This window comes from Enterococcus sp. AZ171, assembly GCF_051714005.1.
In the GTDB taxonomy this organism is placed as follows: Bacteria; Bacillota; Bacilli; order Lactobacillales; family Enterococcaceae; genus Enterococcus_B; species Enterococcus_B pernyi.
Genome location: NZ_JBIORA010000001.1, coordinates 2,845,095 through 2,862,847, shown reverse-complemented (window position 1 = coordinate 2,862,847; position 17,753 = coordinate 2,845,095). Strand labels below are relative to the sequence as shown.

Below are 17,753 nucleotides of genomic sequence, written 5' to 3'. Positions count from 1 at the left end.
TCGAAAAATAAGCGGTAAAAGAGGTCGGAATAGAAGTGTTTAGCCTCGAGAAATAAGGTGCCATCCACGAAAATTGTTTTTTAAATTTTTGTGGATGGCGCCTTATTTTCGAAGAGGTTACTTCTGTTTCTGCCGTTTATTCAGTTTTAGGAGATGTGAGAGGACTAATATTCCAGACATCTTTCCCGCTGATTTCGTTTTAGAAGATGAAGGATCGTTACCTTCTTTTTTGTTATCAATCTCAACCAATCGTTCATTGTTCTCGGGACATAAAATAATAGTGTGGAACAGCCACTTTTTGACCAAAGTTGAAAGAAAACAATTACGTTCGTTGTTGATATGACGGGCAATTCATTTGTTTTCCGATTTACATGGTAAGTTTGCATTTAAATCAGAAAATCAGGTTAAACTATTGACTGTTTTTTTTTAATTTGGTACATTAATCCTCGTTGATAAATCGTAATATTACGATTTGTTTTGAAAGGAGCATATATGAAGAAATATTTATTAGCCGCATCTTTAGCAATAGGAGCTTTCCTATTTACAGCGTGTGGACAGACAACCCAAGAATCGGCACAAGATGAGTTGAACGTTGTCGCAACGTTTTACCCGATGTATGAATTTACGAAAGAAGTCGTTGGTGATACTGGGAAGGTCGAATTATTGATCCCCGCAGGAACGGAACCCCATGATTTTGAGCCAAGTGCCAAACAAAGTGCAACCATTGCGGATGCAGATGTTTTTGTTTATAACAGCTCAGATATGGAATTTTTTGTTGACTCATTGAAAGATACGGTCGATACCGATCGAACGTTGATGATCGAAGCCGCTAAGGGAATTGAACGTCTAGAGTCACAAGAAGAGCATGAAGAAGAGCATGAAGAAGAGCACGAAGAATCAGAAGGACATCAGCATGATCATGCCTATGACCCTCATGTTTGGTTAGATCCAACATTAGCGATCCAAGAAGTACAGACGATTGCTACAGAGCTCGGCAAGAAATATCCAGATAAGAAAGATACATTTGACCAAAATGCCGCAGCTTATATCAAAAAATTAGAAGCATTGGATCAGAACTATACAGAAGCATTAAAAGGTGCAACCAATCGAACATTTGTGACGCAACATGCTGCCTTTGCTTATTTAGCAAATCGCTACGACCTAAAACAAGTAGCCATCTCAGGAGTTTCACCGGATCAAGAGCCGACGCCTAGTCGATTGGCTGAATTGAAAGATTTTGTCGATCAAAATAAAATCGAAGTTATCTATTTTGAAGAAAATGCGTCATCTAAAGTAGCAGAGACATTATCAAAGGAAACAGGTGTAAAACTTGAAGTACTTAATCCTCTTGAGAGTTTGACGAATGAACAAATCAAAGCGGGTGAAACCTACATTTCTACCATGGAGAAAAACCTAGAGGCATTAAAAGAAAGCATAAAGTAAAGGAAGGGAGTCCTCTATGTGCGTTATATCGAAATAGCTGATCTTACTTTCTATTATGATGAAGAACCTGTGTTAGAAGGTGTTTCTTATCATGTAGATGCCGGTGAATTTGTGATTTTGACTGGTGAAAACGGGGCGGCAAAATCTACATTGATCAAAGCTTCTTTGGGGTTATTGAAACCCTCTAAAGGGACCATCAAAATTGCAGGAAAAAATCAGGACGGAGACAAATTAAGTATCGGGTACATTCCCCAACAAGTTTCTTCCTTTAATGCGGGTTTTCCTAGTACAGTCTTAGAATTAGTACGTTCTGGCAGATATCCGAGAGGTCGTTGGTTCAAACGGTTAAGCGAAAAAGACCATGAGCATGTCAAGCGTGCCTTAGAATCTGTTGGTATGTGGGATATGCGTCATCGTCGGATCGGTGAGCTGTCTGGTGGTCAAAAGCAACGAATCAGTTTAGCACGTATTTTTGCGACTGATCCAGATTTATTTGTACTTGATGAACCAACTACTGGAATGGATGAAGAATCACGAAATGAATTTTATCGTTTGTTGCGCCATAGCGCACACGACCATGGGAAAGCTGTATTGATGATCACTCATGATCACGAAGACATCAAACAATATGCGGATCGACAAATCCGTTTAGTGAGAAAGGAGGATTCTCAATGGCGTTGCTTTCATATGAATTCATGAGGCGGGCATTTCTTGCTGCGATCTTTATTGCAGGAATCGCACCAATGTTAGGAGTATTCTTAGTGATACGTCGGCAATCGTTGATGGCAGATACACTGTCTCATGTTTCTTTAGCAGGGGTAGCCTTAGGATTTTTCCTCAATCTCAATCCAACGATGACCACAATGGTGGTAGTCGTTATCGCTGCAATCATTTTAGAATACCTACGTTCGATGTATCGTACGTATTCAGAGATTTCCATTGCGATCTTAATGGCAGGAGGACTTGCGCTTGCATTAGTTTTGATGAATTTGAGTGGGGGTAATTCTGCCACGAGCATCCAATCTTATTTATTTGGATCGATTGTGACGATCACTTGGCCACAAGTTCTATTCCTAGGTATTTTGTTTGCAGTAATCGGTCTTTTGTTTTTCTTATTCAAACGTCCGATGTACGTGTTAACCTTTGATGAAGACACCGCTCATGTCGATGGGCTGCCAGTTCGTTGGATGTCAATGATGTTCAATATCATTACTGGGGTAGCAATCGCTGTCATGATCCCGATAGCAGGCGCGTTGCTGATTTCTGCTATTATGGTTTTACCAGCAGCAATCGGGATGCGTTTAGGGAAAAGCTTCAATATTGTTATATTGATCAGTATCATCGTTGGTTTTATTGGTATGCTTTCTGGGTTAACTAGTTCGTTCTACTTGGATACACCGCCAGGGGCAACTATCACATTAGTATTTATCTTTTTATTCTTATTAGTCAACTTGAGTAAACGTATTTTATTAGGAATTAGAAGGAAAAAATAGACCACTATTTTTAAAACAGGTAGTTATTTGAGACAAACAAATGTCTTAAATAGTTACCTGTTTTTTTATAAATACCGAACTATTTTCTTAATTTTGGATAAAATGCTCGAATTTTCCCGAAAAAACTTATATAATGAAACACGATAAAATTTGTTGGAAAAAGGAGCTGGAATTTTTGAAAGTACGTCGCAGTGAGCGTCTTGTCGATATGACACAGTATTTATTAGATCATCCGCATGAATTGATTTCATTAACAAGCTTTGCCGAACGTTATGAATCTGCTAAATCTTCGATCAGTGAAGATTTGGGAATCATCAAAAAAACATTTAAAGAAAGTGGTTACGGAACGCTTGAAACAATCCCTGGTGCAGCCGGAGGTGTTCTATTCATTCCGGAGATTTCCTACGAAGAAGCAAAGAAATATGTTGAATCGCTAGCTGAGCGCTTGTCTGAACAAGACCGTTTACTCCCTGGAGGCTATGTTTACTTATCTGATCTATTAGGAGAACCTGAGCTATTACGTCAAGTAGGGAAAATCATTGCCTCAAAATATTTAGGAGAAAAAATCGATGCTGTAATGACTGTAGCCACAAAAGGGGTGCCAATCGCTCAAGCCGTTTCCTATTACTTGAACGCACCGTTTGTCATCGTTCGTCGTGACTCTAAGATTACAGAAGGTTCTACAGTGAGTGTGAACTATGTTTCAGGTTCATCTGAACGGATCGAAAAAATGGAACTATCAAAAAGAAGTTTGAAACGTGGTTCTCGCGTGCTTGTCGTCGATGACTTTATGAAAGGCGGCGGAACAGTGAACGGAATGAAGAGCTTGATTGAAGAATTTGAATCTGAGCTTGTCGGTATCACTGTGTTTGCGGAGTCAAAATTCAACGGACATCGCGCAATCAATGACTACACGTCGCTACTTTACGTCAAAGATGTGGATACAAAAACGAAAAATATCACTGTAGTACCAGGCAACTATTTCGAAGAATAAAACAACGAACATAGCGGTGCTATGGAAAAAGAAGAGGCGATGGATGATGTCTCTTCTTTTTTTGCGTCCTGGTTGCTAAAATGAACGTTTAGTTGAAAAAAAAGAGCGACTGGGCTAAACTAAAAATAATAAATCGTAATTTAGGAGTGACACATTTGGATGCACGTTATGCAATCATATTAGCCGCGGGTAAAGGTACTCGCATGAAATCAAAACTATACAAGGTCCTACACCCTGTTTCTGGGAAACCGATGGTCGAACACATCATCAACCGTGTAAGTGAGACAAACCCTGATCAAATCGTGACGATCGTTGGTCACGGTGCAGAGAAAGTCAAAGCTCAGCTAGGCGAACGTAGCGAGTATGCGTTACAAGCGGAACAACTTGGGACGGGTCATGCGGTACTACAAGCAGCCTCATTTTTGGCAGGTAAGGAAGGCACGACGTTAGTCATCAGTGGTGACACCCCTTTATTGACAACTGAGACGTTGAACAACTTGTTTGAATACCATCAAGGGAAAAATGCAAGTGCTACGATTTTGACTGCACAAGCAGAAGATCCGACAGGTTATGGCAGAATCATTCGTGACCATGTAGGAATCGTTGAAAAAATCGTTGAGCAAAAAGACGCTTCGCCAGAAGAAGCGTTAGTTCAAGAAATCAATACAGGAACTTACTGTTTCGATAACAAAGCGTTATTTGAAGCGTTGAATAAAGTAGGAACAGACAATGCACAAGGCGAGTATTATTTAACAGACATCGTTGAGATCCTAAAAGATGCTGGAAATCCAGTTGCTGCGTATCAGACGGAAGATTTCGATGAGTGTATGGGTGTCAATGATCGTATGGCACTAGCAAAAGCAAACGAGTTGATGCGCCAAAGAATCAACAAAAAACATATGGTCAATGGCGTTAGCTTGGTTGATCCTGCAACTACGTATATTGATGCAGATGTTGTGATTGGTTCAGATACAGTGATCGAAGCGGGTGTTCAGATCCAAGGAGAAACAGAAATTGGTGAAGATTGTTTTATTGGTGCACATTCACGTATTGTTGATAGCAAGATCGGTGACCAAGTAGTCATCGAAAACTCAGTGATCGAACACAGTGTGGTCAAAAGTAAAGCAGATGTAGGACCGTATGCCCATTTACGTCCAAAAGCAGAAATTGCAGAAGGCGTCCATATCGGCAACTTTGTAGAAGTGAAAAATGCAAAAATAGGCAAAAACACAAAAGTTGGTCACTTGACGTATGTCGGAGATGCAACACTAGGTGAAGAAATCAATGTGGGGTGTGGTGTCGTCTTTGTCAATTATGACGGAAAAGCAAAACATCATACAACAGTCGGTGACCATAGTTTCATTGGGTCAAATGCGAATCTTGTGGCGCCAGTAGACGTGGCAGAGAATACATGTATCGCTGCTGGTTCGACGATCACTAACGATGTTCCTGAACATGCGATGGCAATCGCACGCGCTAGACAAGTCAATAAAGAAGGACACGCGAAGAAACTCCCATATTCAAATTGATACTTTTTGCAAAATCACTTGATTTATTCGGCAAATATGACTAGTATTTATTAGGTAGTAGAGTTGTGAAAAAGAAAGCGGAGGTCCTCATGTCCAAACATTACTTTGATCCAAGATTAAAAATATTTGCATTAAACTCAAATCGTCCATTGGCAGAAAAAATTGCTGCAGCTGTTGGGGTTGAATTAGGAAAATCATCGGTCACTCAATTTAGTGATGGTGAGATCCAAGTCAATATCGAAGAAAGTATCCGTGGTTCACACGTATACGTTATTCAATCAACAAGTAGTCCGGTAAATGATAACCTGATGGAACTGTTGATCATGATCGATGCATTGAAGCGTGCAAGTGCCAAAACGATCAACGTTGTAATGCCGTATTACGGCTACGCACGTCAAGACCGTAAAGCGCGCGCGCGTGAACCAATCACTGCAAAATTAGTGGCAAATATGATCCAAAAAGCTGGAGCAACAAGAATGTTGACACTTGACTTGCACGCAGTCCAAATCCAAGGTTTCTTTGATATTCCGGTCGACCATTTGATGGGCGCACCACTGATTGCGAATTACTTCTTAGAAAAAGGGATTCAAGGCGATGATGTTGTCGTTGTTTCACCTGACCATGGTGGTGTTACTCGTGCACGTAAATTGGCTGAATTTTTAAAAGCACCAATTGCAATCATCGATAAACGCCGTCCAAAAGCAAACGTGGCAGAAGTGATGAATATCATTGGTCAAGTAGAAGGCAAAACGTGTGTCTTGATCGATGACATGATCGATACAGCTGGAACGATCACATTGGCTGCTAATGCCTTGAAAGAAGCTGGAGCAGTGAGCGTTTATGCTTCATGTACACATCCTGTGTTGTCAGGACCTGCTTTACAAAGAATCGAAGACTCTGCAATCGAGCGCTTAGTTGTAACGGATTCAATCTATTTGCCAGAAGATCGCAAAATTGATAAGATTGACGAAGTAAGCGTTGGTGGCTTGATGGGTGACGCAATCAAACGTATCCATGAAAACAAACCAGTTAGTCCTTTATTTGAAACAAAAAGATAAAGGAAAATAAAAACTAAATAATTACAATCACAAAGGGGAGTCCATTTTGGGCTGAGACTGAATATATTCTAAACCCTTCGTACCTGTTTCGGTTATGCGAGCGTAGGAATTGTGAATGAATAGCTAGTGTGAAAGCACGAAGCTGTTTGTAAAAAAACAAACTTGCTTCCTCCTTTGTGATGTCCAATTATAAAGGAGGAAGCTTTTTTATGAATAAGAATCATCGTGTCTGGATCGAGGGAACGATCGTCGCAGCATTATCTTTAGTGTTGTCGATGATTCCTCTACAAATAGGTAGTAGTTTTGAAATCTCACTCGGGCAAATCCCTTTAACTTTATTTGCCTTGAGAAGGGGTTGGAAAGCTGGTATGGGATCGGCTTTTCTATGGGGAATCCTTCATTTTCCCATGGGGACTGTCTATTACTTGAGTGTCATCCAAGTGTTGATCGAGTATCCGATCGCGTTTACGTTTGCTGGCGTTGCAGGAATTTTTTCGCAAAGAATGCAACAGAGTTATCTGCAAGGCAATCGTAAGAAAATGGCCTCAACGATTATTTTAGCGACATTCGTTGGTGTGACTGCCAGATATTTCTGGCATTTTGTCGCTGGAGTTGCTTTTTGGGGGAGTTTCGCACTATGGGGAATGAATCCATGGTTGTTCTCTTTAGTCATGAATGGCGCTAGTGGGTTAGCTACGGGGATTGTAACAACTATTGTCCTATTAGGTATTGAACAGACCGTTCCTTCTTTATTTGTAGGCGAAGGGTTGCAGGTACGTAAAAGTAAAAATTAAAAAAAAGCGTAAAGGCAGCTGACCTTTACGCTTTTTTAGTGGAGTTGACTGTCATTATACAAATGTGTTATAGACAAAATCAGAAACGTTGCCGTCTAGTTGCCAACGTTGTTGAGTGGCATGATAGACGAGAACAGCTACCGGTTTTTCTTCCAAGTAACGTGTTCCTTTTAATTTCCAAACGTAATCTTCAATGACATAAATCGGGATCTCATACTTGTCATCGACCAAACCTGCTTGATCAAACGAAAAAATGATTCCTTCTTGCATCAAATTACGCATCTTTTTCAGTATCTCCACACTGATTTTTTCAACAGGGATCTCTTTTCGAAAGAATGATTTTTTTTCGTTGATTTTTCCCGCCAAGATCGTGCTTAACTTGTTGGCAAAAATCCGATAAAATTCATCTAAATAACGATAATAGGTTCTACCTAGATGATCGCTCAAATCAAAATAAACAAAGTTATTTTGTAATTTATAGAAAAAAGGTGAATGGAGATGTGTTTTCATATGACCAAAATAAAGCAACTCTGAGATTTCTAAAGGGCTTAATTCTTTTAACATCGTCAAATCCGTAAAATCGATCCATTTAAGATCCGTACTGTTGTTACGGCTGCGAACGGTTTGGAAAAATCTTTGGATATTCTCAGTTCCACGAATGACCTTCAAGCCTGTGTGTGATTCATATTCTCCAGCAGATGCGGAAGGGTCCAACAAAAGTAGATTTTGAGGAAAATGCACGATGCTATTTGAAAAATCATTGATAGTCAGCCCTTTGGTCAAAACGGCGTTACTAGTTGTATCGATATGTACATATACTGAATCACTCATCATGCTCCTCCTCCCCTGTATCTCATCCCTTTCATTTTACAACATTTACTGAAAAAAAGCTTGTTTCTTTTATTTTAAAATTCGATTACAAAGCAACTTTTTTTTATGAATAAACGATGAACATAGAGTAAAAATTTATATATATATAACACTGTTATCAGATGACTATTCACCCCCCATCCTTTTTTTCTGATTACTGATATAATAAAAGAAAAAGAGAATCCGAGGTGTCTATGAAAGTTCAAAAAGTCTATTGGTCGGAACGTTATCAGCAGAATCGAGTGCAGCAAGCAAAACAACTTTTTAGTTTTTTTACTACACATCAAGAAAGCCGGCAACATTTTTGGCAACAGGCAAAAAAACAACAGGCATGGAAGATCGTATCGAAAAGGCTGAACATTTACTTTACTGCAGAAATAACGAATGAAAAATTGATCTATACCAACGTGTTGATTGAAGAAGAATATTGGCAGTGGTCCGATATTTTCCTATTGCTAGAAAGTACGGTTCGTTATTTTTTCAAAAAATACGGACTCGTCCGCTTTGATCATTCAATCTCACCGAACATGATCGACCTTTTCCACCAAAGTGGTTATTTGGGAACGCAATCGTTTGAGAAGGAAATATCCTATCATACCGGTCTTGTCTTAGGCGGAGGAGGGGCTCATGGTGCTTATCAAATAGGTGTTTGGAAAGCATTGAAAGAAGAAAATCTAGAGATTTCACTCGTTACTGGTACTTCTGTAGGTGCGCTAAATGGGGCTTTGGTCGTTCAGGATCAACTAACACAAGCCATTGACTTGTGGCAGGAACTGTCAACCAATCAAGTATTGGCTTTACCAGAGGTTGCCTTATCAGAAGATTTGAGGCAACGTTATATCCAAGAAGCCAGCTTGATGACACGTCGTGCAGTAGTCGAAGGAGGAACCTCGATTGCACCGTTGGAAGCATTACTAGAGCAGTACCTAGATGCGGAAAAAATCAAATGTACAGAAAAACCGCAACTCTATACAATCGCAACTAAAATCCCAGAATTTCAAGAAACAGTTACAAGGATCCAAGCATTAGCACCAACAGAAATCGCCGATTGGGTCCTCGCCTCTGCTTCTTTTTATCCTGCCATGGCTTATCGTCAGATCGATGGATCAAATTATGTTGATGGGGGCTATCGAAATAACGTGCCAGTAGATGTTGCTATTCAACAAGGTGCAACCGAAGTCTTGATTGTCGATGTCCAAGGACCTGGGGTGACAAAAAAATACAAGGAACCTGATGCTTTGGTGACCTGGAAATGTTGTTCAAACTGGTCTTTAGGTGGTTTCTTAGTTTTTGAGCGACAAAGAAACCAATTGAATATCCAATTAGGTTATTTAGAGGCTAAAAAATGTTTAGGGATCTATCAAGGAAACTGGTATACGTTTGAAACAGCAAAGCCAGCTGAACGTTATTGGCGACGTTTCTTACGTTTCTTAGTCGAAACGCTTGATTTAGACGTATCCTTTTTTTACAAAGAAAAATTCTGGCGGGACTTGCGTAATGTATATAAAGACAGGGTCACAAGTGAAACATGCGGATTGGCGATGCTTGAGCTACTAGCGAAACAAAAATTGATCTTACCGAATAAAGTGTATACCGTCGAAGAAATATTACCGCTCATTTGCCAAGAAAGTAAAATTGATGAAGCATTTTTAAAAAAGGTTGGACAATTAAATGCCAGCGAATGGTTGAAGTTTCGAAAACTGGAACGAAATGCTAAAATACACGTAATGAAGGAACACGCGATCTATCAATACGTGAAAGAAAAAAAGAGTGATCGCTTACAACGACAACTCAATGCAGATACAGTAGAAACTTTGATGTATCTCTATCTTTATCATCTAAAGGAGGAATAAAAATGGCACAAGAATTCTCATATGAGATCGTAGAAGAAATTGCAGTTTTATCTGAAAACAATAAGGGATGGCGCAAAGAATTGAACTTAGTGAGTTGGAATGGCAGACCACCAAAATTTGACTTGCGGGATTGGGCACCGGACCATGAAAAAATGGGTAAGGGACTAACATTAACGAACGAAGAGTTTGAAGAGTTACAAAAAGCAATTAAAAATATGTAAAAGAAAGGACTCTGTCGCATGAAGAGCATGACTGGCTTTGGCAATGCCATCCGCGAAAAAAAGAACTATCAACTTGAAATCGAGATCAAAAGCGTCAATCAACGGTTTTTAGATATCCAGATACGTAGCCCTAAAGTATTAGGCTTTGTTGAGAATGAATTGAGACAATTGATCAAAACGAAGTTAAGTCGAGGACGTGTCGATGTCTTTATTAATTTAACATACTTAGGTGAACAAGATAAAAAAGTGACGATCAATTGGCAACTGATCGATACGCTCTATACACAGATGACTACCGGTATTAAAGAAAGGTATGGCGAAGCGAACGCATTGTCGATCGGTAAACTGATCGAACGTTTTGCACTAAACGAAGAGTTTGTGACAATTGCTGAAGCAACGGAAGAGGATCAAGAATTACTTGCACAATTAGCGAAAGAAACGATGCAAACAGCACTTCGTTCAATCGAAGAAAGTCGGAGTATAGAAGGCCAAGCCATGGCGAACGTGTTACTTCAACAAACCGCAGAATTAAAACAAAATATTGCTGGATTAGCTAACTTTGTCGAGATTTATGAGCAAGAATTTCAGACGAGATACCAAGAAAAATTAGAAGCTTTTCTTAGTGCAGAAGTTGAGCGAGATCGTTTATTGACCGAAATAGCGATTCTTTTAGAGCGTGGCGATATCCATGAAGAAATCGACCGTTTAATCATCCATACGCAGAAATTGGAAGAGTTACTTGAAGCAGATTACCCCATCGGTAGAGAACTAGATTTCCTTTTACAAGAGATGAATCGCGAAATCAATACGATCGGCTCAAAATCAAGTGCGATCGAAATCAAAAACCATGTCGTTCAGTCTAAAACGATTTTAGAAAAAATACGTGAGCAAATCCAAAATATTGAATAAGTGTCCAGCCTGTCTAATTGATGACCTATCCGTTAGGCAGGCTTATTTCCGAAGAGGTTACTCCTGTTCCCGCCGTTTATTCATTTTTTAGGTATCCAACAAAAGTAATTTTTACTTTTGTCTCGGACTCTTTAGTGGGAAGTAGACTAGCTTTTTCTAGGTTTTCTAGCTATAATAAAAAAATAGCCTTGAAAGTTGCAAGAAAAAAGTGCAAAATAAGCAATAGTATAAAAAAGACTAGTTGAAAGGACGTCGTCATGTCAGAGCGTGGATTATTAATCGTGTTGTCTGGTCCATCCGGTGTGGGAAAAGGCACAGTGCGAAAAGCAATTTTTGAGAGTGAGGATAATGATTTCCAATATTCGATTTCGATGACGACACGCAAGATGCGTGAAGGAGAAGTTGAAGGAGTCGACTACTATTTCCGAAGCCACGAAGAATTTGAACAAATGATCGCTAAAGGCGAAATGTTGGAATATGCAGAATATGTCGGGAATTATTATGGTACACCACTATCGTATGTCAACAAAACCTTAGACGAAGGAAAAGACGTTTTTCTTGAAATTGAAGTCCAAGGTGCACAACAAGTAAAAGAAAAAGTACCTGACGGCGTATTTATTTTCCTGACGCCCCCAGATTTAGCAGAATTGAAATCACGAATCGTTGGGCGTGGGACAGATGCAGATGAAGTAATCGAAGAACGAATGAAAGTCGCTAAGGAAGAAATCGAGATGATGGCACTGTATGACTATGCTGTTGTCAATGATGAAGTTCCATTAGCGGTCAACCGAATCAAAGATATTATTGCAAGTGAACATTTCCGTGTCGATCGTGTCATCGGAAAATATATCAAAATGTTAAAGGAGATGTAGTCTTATGATGTTAAAACCTTCAATCGACTCATTATTAGATCGCGTGAACTCAAAATATTCTCTAGTGATCTTAGCAAGTAAACGTGCACATGAATTAGACGCAAAAGCACAACCAACAATGGATTCATTTGATTCTGTCAAAAGCGTTGGACAAGCTTTAGAAGAAATCGAAGCAGGAAATGTGATCAGTGATCCACATCCTGAATTAAAACGTGAACGTCTACGTATGGAAGACGAAGAACGTCGTGCGCAAAAAGACCGTGCACAACAAGAATTAGAGTCTCGTATCCGTGACGAGCAAAAACTATAAAATCAATTCACTATTCAGCTTATGGATAGCAAAAGATTTGAGCTTGGGAAATGTTCCTAGGCTCTTTTTTTTCCTGCGTTAATTTTTTGTTAGGATTTGGCAGAAAGTAAGACAAAACAAGGAATCTCTAGTAAAATAGGCAAGAGCCATTTTGTGTTTAAAACCAAGATGAAGAAAGGAGAAGGAGTCCATGACTGTTATTGCGGATGTGATTGTCGATGTACCAACGATGCAAACCGACCAAGCATTCACCTACTTGGTTCCTTCTGAAATGGAAGCGGCTATCCAAGTCGGTATGCGTGTAGCGATACCATTTGGAAACGGCAATCGCCAAGTCCAAGGCTTTGTGATGGCGTTGACAGCCAACGAACAACCTATAAAAAAAGAATTAAAGCCAATCCTTCAATTACTTGACCTGGCACCTGTTGTCAATCAAGAGTTGATGAGGTTAGCAGACTATATGAAAACCATTACGTATGCTTTTAAAATCACCTGTTTACAAACGATGCTACCAAGTGTCATGAAAGCAGAATACGATAAGCTCATTTACCCAGTGACCGATGAACCAGAAGTCGTTGCATTTTTCGCAGGTAGACAAGAGATTTCTTGGAAGGAAGCGGAAGAAACTGGGATCTTACCGCAATTGATCCGTTGGCGTAAAAACAAGCTAGTTGATATCCGTTACGAAGTCCATACAAAAAACAAAGTGAAAACGATCCGTGTCGTTCACTCTCTTTTGTCAAAAGGACAACTCGATGAAGCTTGGGGCACCTTGAGGCAAAATGCGAAAAAACAAAAAGAATTACTTCTTTATTTGTCAGAAATGGAAAAACCAATGCCTATTGCTTATTTCAAAGAAAAAGGAGTCAGTTCTGCCGTATTGAATCAAGGTAGAGATAAAGGTTGGTTGCGTATCGAAGAAGTCGAAAGTTATCGTGACCCTTATAAAGATCGGGTATTTGAACGAACGACTGCCTTACAATTGAATGAAGAACAACAATCGGCGGTTCAGCAGATCATTGAAGCCTGTCATCAGGAAAAGAATGAAACCTTTTTACTTGAAGGAATTACTGGTAGTGGGAAAACGGAAGTCTATCTTCAAGCCATTGCTGATGTCTTGGCAGAGAAGAAGACAGCAATCATGTTGGTTCCTGAAATCGCATTGACTCCTCAGATGGTCGAACGTTTTAAAGGGCGCTTTGGAGAATCCGTCGCAGTTTTACATAGTGGCTTATCTCAAGGTGAGAAATATGATGAATGGCGTAAAATCGAGCGCAATGAAGCGCAGGTCGTCGTCGGTGCACGTTCAGCGATCTTTGCCCCACTAGAGAACATTGGGTTGATCATCATTGATGAAGAGCATGAATCGAGCTATAAACAAGATGAAACCCCGCGTTACCATGCCAGAGATTTAGCTATATGGCGTGGGAATTACCATCATTGCCCGATCGTTTTGGGGAGCGCGACACCTTCCCTCGAATCAAGAGCCCGTGCACAAAAAGGGGTCTATCGCATGTTGCATTTGAGTCAGCGTGCGAAAATGAGTGCGCAATTACCTGAGATCGAAGTCGTTGATATGCGTGAAGAATTCGAAAAGAATCAGACATCGACGTTCTCTCAATTATTACAAGAAAAAATCCAAGATCGATTAGAGAAAAAAGAACAGACAGTTCTTCTATTGAATCGACGAGGGTATTCTTCCTTTGTGATGTGCCGAGATTGTGGCTTTGTCTTGCCTTGCCCAAATTGCGATATCTCATTGACTCTCCATATGGATTCTCGCTCGATGCGTTGCCATTATTGTGGACATGAAGAAGCGATCCCGCATCGTTGTCCAAATTGTGGGGAAAACAAGATCCGGTATTATGGAACGGGAACACAAAAAGTGGAAGAAGAGTTAAAAGCACTGTATCCTCAAGCAAGAATCTTACGGATGGATGTGGATACCACCAGAAAAAAAGGCGCGCATGAACGAATCTTACAAAAATTTGGGGACAAACAAGCGGATATTCTACTAGGAACGCAGATGATCGCAAAAGGGTTAGATTTTCCTGATGTGACCTTAGTCGGCGTTCTAAATGCAGACACTTCGTTGAACCTGCCAGATTTTCGTTCTAGTGAACATACCTTCCAATTATTGACACAAGTCTCCGGAAGGGCAGGAAGAGCCGAAAAAGCTGGGGAAGTCGTGATCCAAACATTTAATCCGAATCACTATGCGGTAACTTTAGCAAAGGAACAAAATTATGAACGCTTTTATCAACAAGAAATGAATGTACGCCATCGTGGAGGCTATCCGCCTTATTACTTCACTGTGAAAATCACGACGAGTCATCCAGAAGAACAAGTCGCAGCCAAAAAAATCTTTCAGATCGCCAGTCAATTAAAACAAGTATTAGGAACGAACAGCCTTCTGTTAGGTCCGGTACCTAGCACCGTTTTACGTGTGAAAAATCGCTATTACTATCAGCTGATCATCAAATATAAACATGAACCAGAACTGCCTAACGTCCTGAAAGAAATTTTGGATCAAAGTCAAAAAGAACAGCGACAAAATCTATTTGTTGCGATCGACAACGAGCCGCTACATTTTATTTAAGAAAGGAAACACTATGCGTTATCCAATAATGATCCACCCAAATAAAAAATTGAATCGAAAAGCCCAACCAATCGATATGATCACTGATGAGACTATCGTCTTGTTAGATAACTTGTATGAAACAATGGTGGCAAATGACGGCGTCGGCATCGCCGCGCCGCAAGTCGGCAAAAATCAACGGATCGCTATTGTTGAAGTCGATGAAGGGGATAAATTTGAACTCATCAATCCTGAGATCATCGAGGCAAAAGGAGAAAGTATCGATGTGGAAGGTTGCTTAAGTATTCCGCATGTCTACGGTACAGTCAAACGTGCAGATGAAGTAACAGTTCGATATTATGATCGTGACGGAGAGGAAATCGAAGTTACCGCGTTTGGCTATCTTGCACGTGCCTTTCAACATGAGATCGATCACTTAGATGGGATTTTATTTATCGATAAAATGATCGGACAAATCCCCGAAGAAAAACTCGAAGAATACATGGAGGAACATTTAGATGACTAAAATCGTATTTATGGGAACCCCAGCATTTTCAGTTCCTGTACTAGAAGGGCTGATCGACCAAGGGTATGAGATCGTCGCTATCGTGACACAACCTGATCGACCAGTGGGAAGAAAAAAAATCATTACCCCAACACCTGTGAAAGTGGCGGCTTTGAAGCACGATCTTCTTGTGCTACAGCCAGAAAAAATCACGGGTTCTCCAGAAATGCAAACAATCATTGATTTGCAACCAGATGTGCTGGTAACAGCAGCGTTTGGTCAATTCTTACCGGAGAAACTATTGCAAGTTCCAACACATGGAGCAATCAATGTTCATGCCTCTTTGTTGCCAAAATATCGTGGGGGTGCACCAGTCCATTATTCCATTATCAACGGGGAAAAAGAGACAGGTGTAACGATTATGGAGATGATCAAGAAAATGGATGCGGGCGGTATTTTCTCACAAGCAAGCCTACCAATCACTAAACAAGATGATGTCGGTACGATGTTTGAAAAACTTAGTCTATTAGGCAAAGAGTTATTGCTAGAAACACTACCAAAGATCATTTCTGGCGAATTGACGCCTACGCCTCAAAATGAGGACCAAGCAACGTTTTCCCCGAATATCACACGTGAACAAGAAGCAATCAATTGGGAAAAAACAGCAGAAGAAATCGACTGCCAAGTTCGTGGCATGCGTCCATGGCCCATTGCTTTTACAACCTATGAAGGAACACGCTGGAAGCTTTGGGCAGTAGATGTGTTGGCAGATGAAACGACATCTGAAACACCAGGAACTATCATCCATAAAGATAAAAAACAATTATGGGTAGCTTGTGGGGAACAGACGGTATTATCGATCAAAGAACTACAACCTGCCGGTAAAGCAAAACAACTAATACAAGAATTCCTAAATGGCAGTGGACAACAAGTCGCTGTAGGACAGCAGGTGAAATAATGGCGAAAATACCAAAAAAAATGAAACGTTCGGTTCGCTTTATGGCGTTGATGACATTAGAGCGTGTCAACAAAGGTGGAGCATACTCCAATCTATTGTTGAATGAGATGATCAACCAAGGCGACCTTAACCAAAAAGATATCGGTCTGTTTACAGAACTAGTGTATGGAACGATCAGTCGCCATCGTTTGATTGCATTTTATGTTGCGCCATTGATTGCAAATGCAAAAAAAGTGGATGACTGGGTCAAAACTTTGCTGTATTTGTCTGTCTATCAACTCGAATTTTTAGATAAAGTACCTGATCATGCAATTTTGAATGAAGCAGTAGAAATTGCAAAAATCAAAGGTAACCCCGGCACAGGGAAATTTGTGAATGGTGTATTAAGAAATTATTTACGTCAAGGAAAACCTGATCTGGAAACTATCACAGATGAAGTCGAACGTTTAGCCGTTAAATTAAGTCTGCCGAATTGGCTGACACAGCGCTTAATTGACCAAATCGGCTACGAGGAAACAGAAAGGTTAGGTCTTTCATTGTATCAACCAAGTCATGTGAGTGGCCGTATTGATACCCGTAAACTTTCGCGTGAACAAGCACTGGATCAATTGAAAGAAGAAGGACTAGATGTAAAAGCAAGTCCAATAAGCCCATATGGTGTGATTGCTGAAAAGGGCAGACTCGCCTCTACGACACTTTTTCACGATGGCTTGATGACGATCCAAGATGAAAGCTCGATGCTTGTTGCACCAGCGATGCAGATTGAGCCAGAACATCATGTACTAGATGCCTGCGCTGCCCCTGGTGGCAAAACGACCCATATCGCCACGTTCCTTGATCCAACTTGTGGAGGAGAAGTCGTGGCTCTAGATGTCCATGACCACAAAGTAAAACTAGTGGAAGAGAACGCTCGCCGTTTAGGAGTTGCCAACGCAGTGTTCGCACAAAAAATGGATGCTCGTGAAGTCAAAGAACAGTTTGAAACAGAACAATTTGACCGTATTTTAGTAGATGCTCCATGTTCCGGTTTTGGCTTGTTACGCCGAAAACCAGATATTCGTTATAAAAATAATGAAAAAGAATTAGCCAATTTACCGGCTATCCAACTAGCTATTTTGGAAAGTGTGGCTACGGCTCTTAAACCTTCAGGAATATTGACCTACAGTACTTGTACGATTTTGAAAGAAGAGAATCAAGAAGTTGTTTCAGCGTTTTTACAACGACATCCTGATTTTGAGAAGATTGATGTTTTAGTTGATCCTGTGCTACAATCATCAATCAAGGATAAGATGTTGACGTTGTATCCACATCAATCTTATACAGATGGCTTTTTCATTTGTTGTTTGCGCAAAAAGTAATGAGGTGA

General features: G+C 40.2%; 17 protein-coding genes and 1 riboswitch. Of the genes, 16 read left to right on the top strand and 1 reads right to left on the bottom strand.

The annotated features are described in order from the left end of the window. Positions 1 to 492: 492 nt before the first annotated feature. The 7 genes from IGJ49_RS13770 to thiT all read left to right on the top strand — a co-directional run bounded on the left by IGJ49_RS13770 (position 493) and on the right by thiT (position 7,311). Positions 493 to 1,443, top strand: coding sequence for a metal ABC transporter substrate-binding protein (locus tag IGJ49_RS13770; protein ID WP_226077026.1), 951 nt, complete (start codon positions 493 to 495; stop codon positions 1,441 to 1,443). Between the two features lie 18 nt (positions 1,444 to 1,461). Continuing rightward, a complete protein-coding gene (locus tag IGJ49_RS13765) occupies positions 1,462 to 2,142 on the top strand; it encodes a metal ABC transporter ATP-binding protein (RefSeq protein ID WP_010734086.1) in 681 nt (226 codons plus the stop codon). Next, positions 2,115 to 2,936, top strand: coding sequence for a metal ABC transporter permease (locus IGJ49_RS13760; RefSeq protein WP_019722358.1), 822 nt, complete (start codon positions 2,115 to 2,117; stop codon positions 2,934 to 2,936). Before IGJ49_RS13765 ends, IGJ49_RS13760 begins: the two co-directional genes overlap by 28 nt. 175 nt (positions 2,937 to 3,111) lie before the next feature. Next, the gene (gene purR / locus IGJ49_RS13755; RefSeq protein WP_438723861.1) at positions 3,112 to 3,930 is read left to right on the top strand and encodes a pur operon repressor; all 819 of its coding nucleotides are present in this window, start codon (positions 3,112 to 3,114) and stop codon (positions 3,928 to 3,930) included. Positions 3,931 to 4,085: 155 nt separating this feature from the next. Next, positions 4,086 to 5,459, top strand: coding sequence for a bifunctional UDP-N-acetylglucosamine diphosphorylase/glucosamine-1-phosphate N-acetyltransferase GlmU (glmU, locus tag IGJ49_RS13750; RefSeq protein ID WP_224434302.1), 1,374 nt, complete (start codon positions 4,086 to 4,088; stop codon positions 5,457 to 5,459). Between the two features lie 89 nt (positions 5,460 to 5,548). Next, a complete protein-coding gene (locus tag IGJ49_RS13745; protein ID WP_019722356.1) occupies positions 5,549 to 6,517 on the top strand; it encodes a ribose-phosphate diphosphokinase in 969 nt (322 codons plus the stop codon). A gap of 23 nt (positions 6,518 to 6,540) precedes the next feature. Then, a riboswitch (TPP riboswitch) is annotated at positions 6,541 to 6,643 on the top strand. Between the two features lie 83 nt (positions 6,644 to 6,726). Next, positions 6,727 to 7,311 (top strand): energy-coupled thiamine transporter ThiT, encoded by a 585-nt coding sequence (gene thiT / locus IGJ49_RS13740; protein ID WP_010734091.1) that lies wholly within the window; start codon positions 6,727 to 6,729, stop codon positions 7,309 to 7,311. Between the two features lie 54 nt (positions 7,312 to 7,365). Here thiT and IGJ49_RS13735 read toward each other — a convergent pair whose 3' ends face one another. Then, entirely contained in the window at positions 7,366 to 8,142 is a 777-nt protein-coding gene (locus IGJ49_RS13735) for a hypothetical protein (protein WP_010734092.1), read from the bottom strand. A gap of 233 nt (positions 8,143 to 8,375) precedes the next feature. Here IGJ49_RS13735 and IGJ49_RS13730 point away from each other — a divergent pair, with 233 nt between their 5' ends. From IGJ49_RS13730 to rsmB, 9 genes are all read left to right on the top strand, one after another. Then, on the top strand, positions 8,376 to 10,034 hold the full coding sequence (locus tag IGJ49_RS13730) for a patatin-like phospholipase family protein (protein ID WP_224434913.1): 1,659 nt from the start codon (positions 8,376 to 8,378) through the stop codon (positions 10,032 to 10,034). A gap of 2 nt (positions 10,035 to 10,036) precedes the next feature. Further along, positions 10,037 to 10,255 carry a YdbC family protein gene (locus IGJ49_RS13725; RefSeq protein ID WP_019722353.1) on the top strand — a complete coding sequence of 73 codons (219 nt, stop codon included), beginning with the start codon at positions 10,037 to 10,039 and terminating at the stop codon, positions 10,253 to 10,255. An 18-nt stretch (positions 10,256 to 10,273) separates the two neighbouring features. Next, on the top strand, positions 10,274 to 11,164 hold the full coding sequence (locus IGJ49_RS13720) for a YicC/YloC family endoribonuclease (protein WP_349521112.1): 891 nt from the start codon (positions 10,274 to 10,276) through the stop codon (positions 11,162 to 11,164). A gap of 257 nt (positions 11,165 to 11,421) precedes the next feature. Continuing rightward, positions 11,422 to 12,036, top strand: coding sequence for a guanylate kinase (gene gmk, locus IGJ49_RS13715; protein ID WP_153830575.1), 615 nt, complete (start codon positions 11,422 to 11,424; stop codon positions 12,034 to 12,036). Between the two features lie 4 nt (positions 12,037 to 12,040). Next, positions 12,041 to 12,346 (top strand): DNA-directed RNA polymerase subunit omega, encoded by a 306-nt coding sequence (rpoZ, locus tag IGJ49_RS13710; protein WP_010734097.1) that lies wholly within the window; start codon positions 12,041 to 12,043, stop codon positions 12,344 to 12,346. 190 nt (positions 12,347 to 12,536) lie between these two features. Then, positions 12,537 to 14,945 carry a primosomal protein N' gene (priA, locus tag IGJ49_RS13705; RefSeq protein ID WP_023520505.1) on the top strand — a complete coding sequence of 803 codons (2,409 nt, stop codon included), beginning with the start codon at positions 12,537 to 12,539 and terminating at the stop codon, positions 14,943 to 14,945. Positions 14,946 to 14,958: 13 nt separating this feature from the next. Continuing rightward, positions 14,959 to 15,450, top strand: coding sequence for a peptide deformylase (def, locus tag IGJ49_RS13700; protein WP_023520504.1), 492 nt, complete (start codon positions 14,959 to 14,961; stop codon positions 15,448 to 15,450). Further along, a complete protein-coding gene (gene fmt / locus IGJ49_RS13695; RefSeq protein ID WP_438723857.1) occupies positions 15,443 to 16,387 on the top strand; it encodes a methionyl-tRNA formyltransferase in 945 nt (314 codons plus the stop codon). The genes def and fmt overlap by 8 nt, the downstream gene beginning before the upstream one ends. Next, positions 16,387 to 17,745, top strand: a complete 1,359-nt coding sequence (rsmB, locus tag IGJ49_RS13690; RefSeq protein ID WP_438723856.1) for a 16S rRNA (cytosine(967)-C(5))-methyltransferase RsmB — start codon at positions 16,387 to 16,389, stop codon at positions 17,743 to 17,745. Before fmt ends, rsmB begins: the two co-directional genes overlap by 1 nt. The last annotated feature ends 8 nt before the right edge of the window (positions 17,746 to 17,753 follow it).

Coding starts and splice junctions, on each gene's coding strand:
- IGJ49_RS13770 (WP_226077026.1), top strand. CDS start 493: ATGAAGAAATATTTATTAGCCGCATCTTTAGCAATAGGAGCTTTCCTA.
- IGJ49_RS13760 (WP_019722358.1), top strand. CDS start 2,115: ATGGCGTTGCTTTCATATGAATTCATGAGGCGGGCATTTCTTGCTGCG.
- IGJ49_RS13745 (WP_019722356.1), top strand. CDS start 5,549: ATGTCCAAACATTACTTTGATCCAAGATTAAAAATATTTGCATTAAAC.
- thiT (WP_010734091.1), top strand. CDS start 6,727: ATGAATAAGAATCATCGTGTCTGGATCGAGGGAACGATCGTCGCAGCA.
- IGJ49_RS13735 (WP_010734092.1), bottom strand. CDS start 8,142: ATGAGTGATTCAGTATATGTACATATCGATACAACTAGTAACGCCGTT.
- IGJ49_RS13730 (WP_224434913.1), top strand. CDS start 8,376: ATGAAAGTTCAAAAAGTCTATTGGTCGGAACGTTATCAGCAGAATCGA.
- IGJ49_RS13725 (WP_019722353.1), top strand. CDS start 10,037: ATGGCACAAGAATTCTCATATGAGATCGTAGAAGAAATTGCAGTTTTA.
- IGJ49_RS13720 (WP_349521112.1), top strand. CDS start 10,274: ATGAAGAGCATGACTGGCTTTGGCAATGCCATCCGCGAAAAAAAGAAC.
- gmk (WP_153830575.1), top strand. CDS start 11,422: ATGTCAGAGCGTGGATTATTAATCGTGTTGTCTGGTCCATCCGGTGTG.
- rpoZ (WP_010734097.1), top strand. CDS start 12,041: ATGATGTTAAAACCTTCAATCGACTCATTATTAGATCGCGTGAACTCA.
- priA (WP_023520505.1), top strand. CDS start 12,537: ATGACTGTTATTGCGGATGTGATTGTCGATGTACCAACGATGCAAACC.
- def (WP_023520504.1), top strand. CDS start 14,959: ATGCGTTATCCAATAATGATCCACCCAAATAAAAAATTGAATCGAAAA.
- fmt (WP_438723857.1), top strand. CDS start 15,443: ATGACTAAAATCGTATTTATGGGAACCCCAGCATTTTCAGTTCCTGTA.
- rsmB (WP_438723856.1), top strand. CDS start 16,387: ATGGCGAAAATACCAAAAAAAATGAAACGTTCGGTTCGCTTTATGGCG.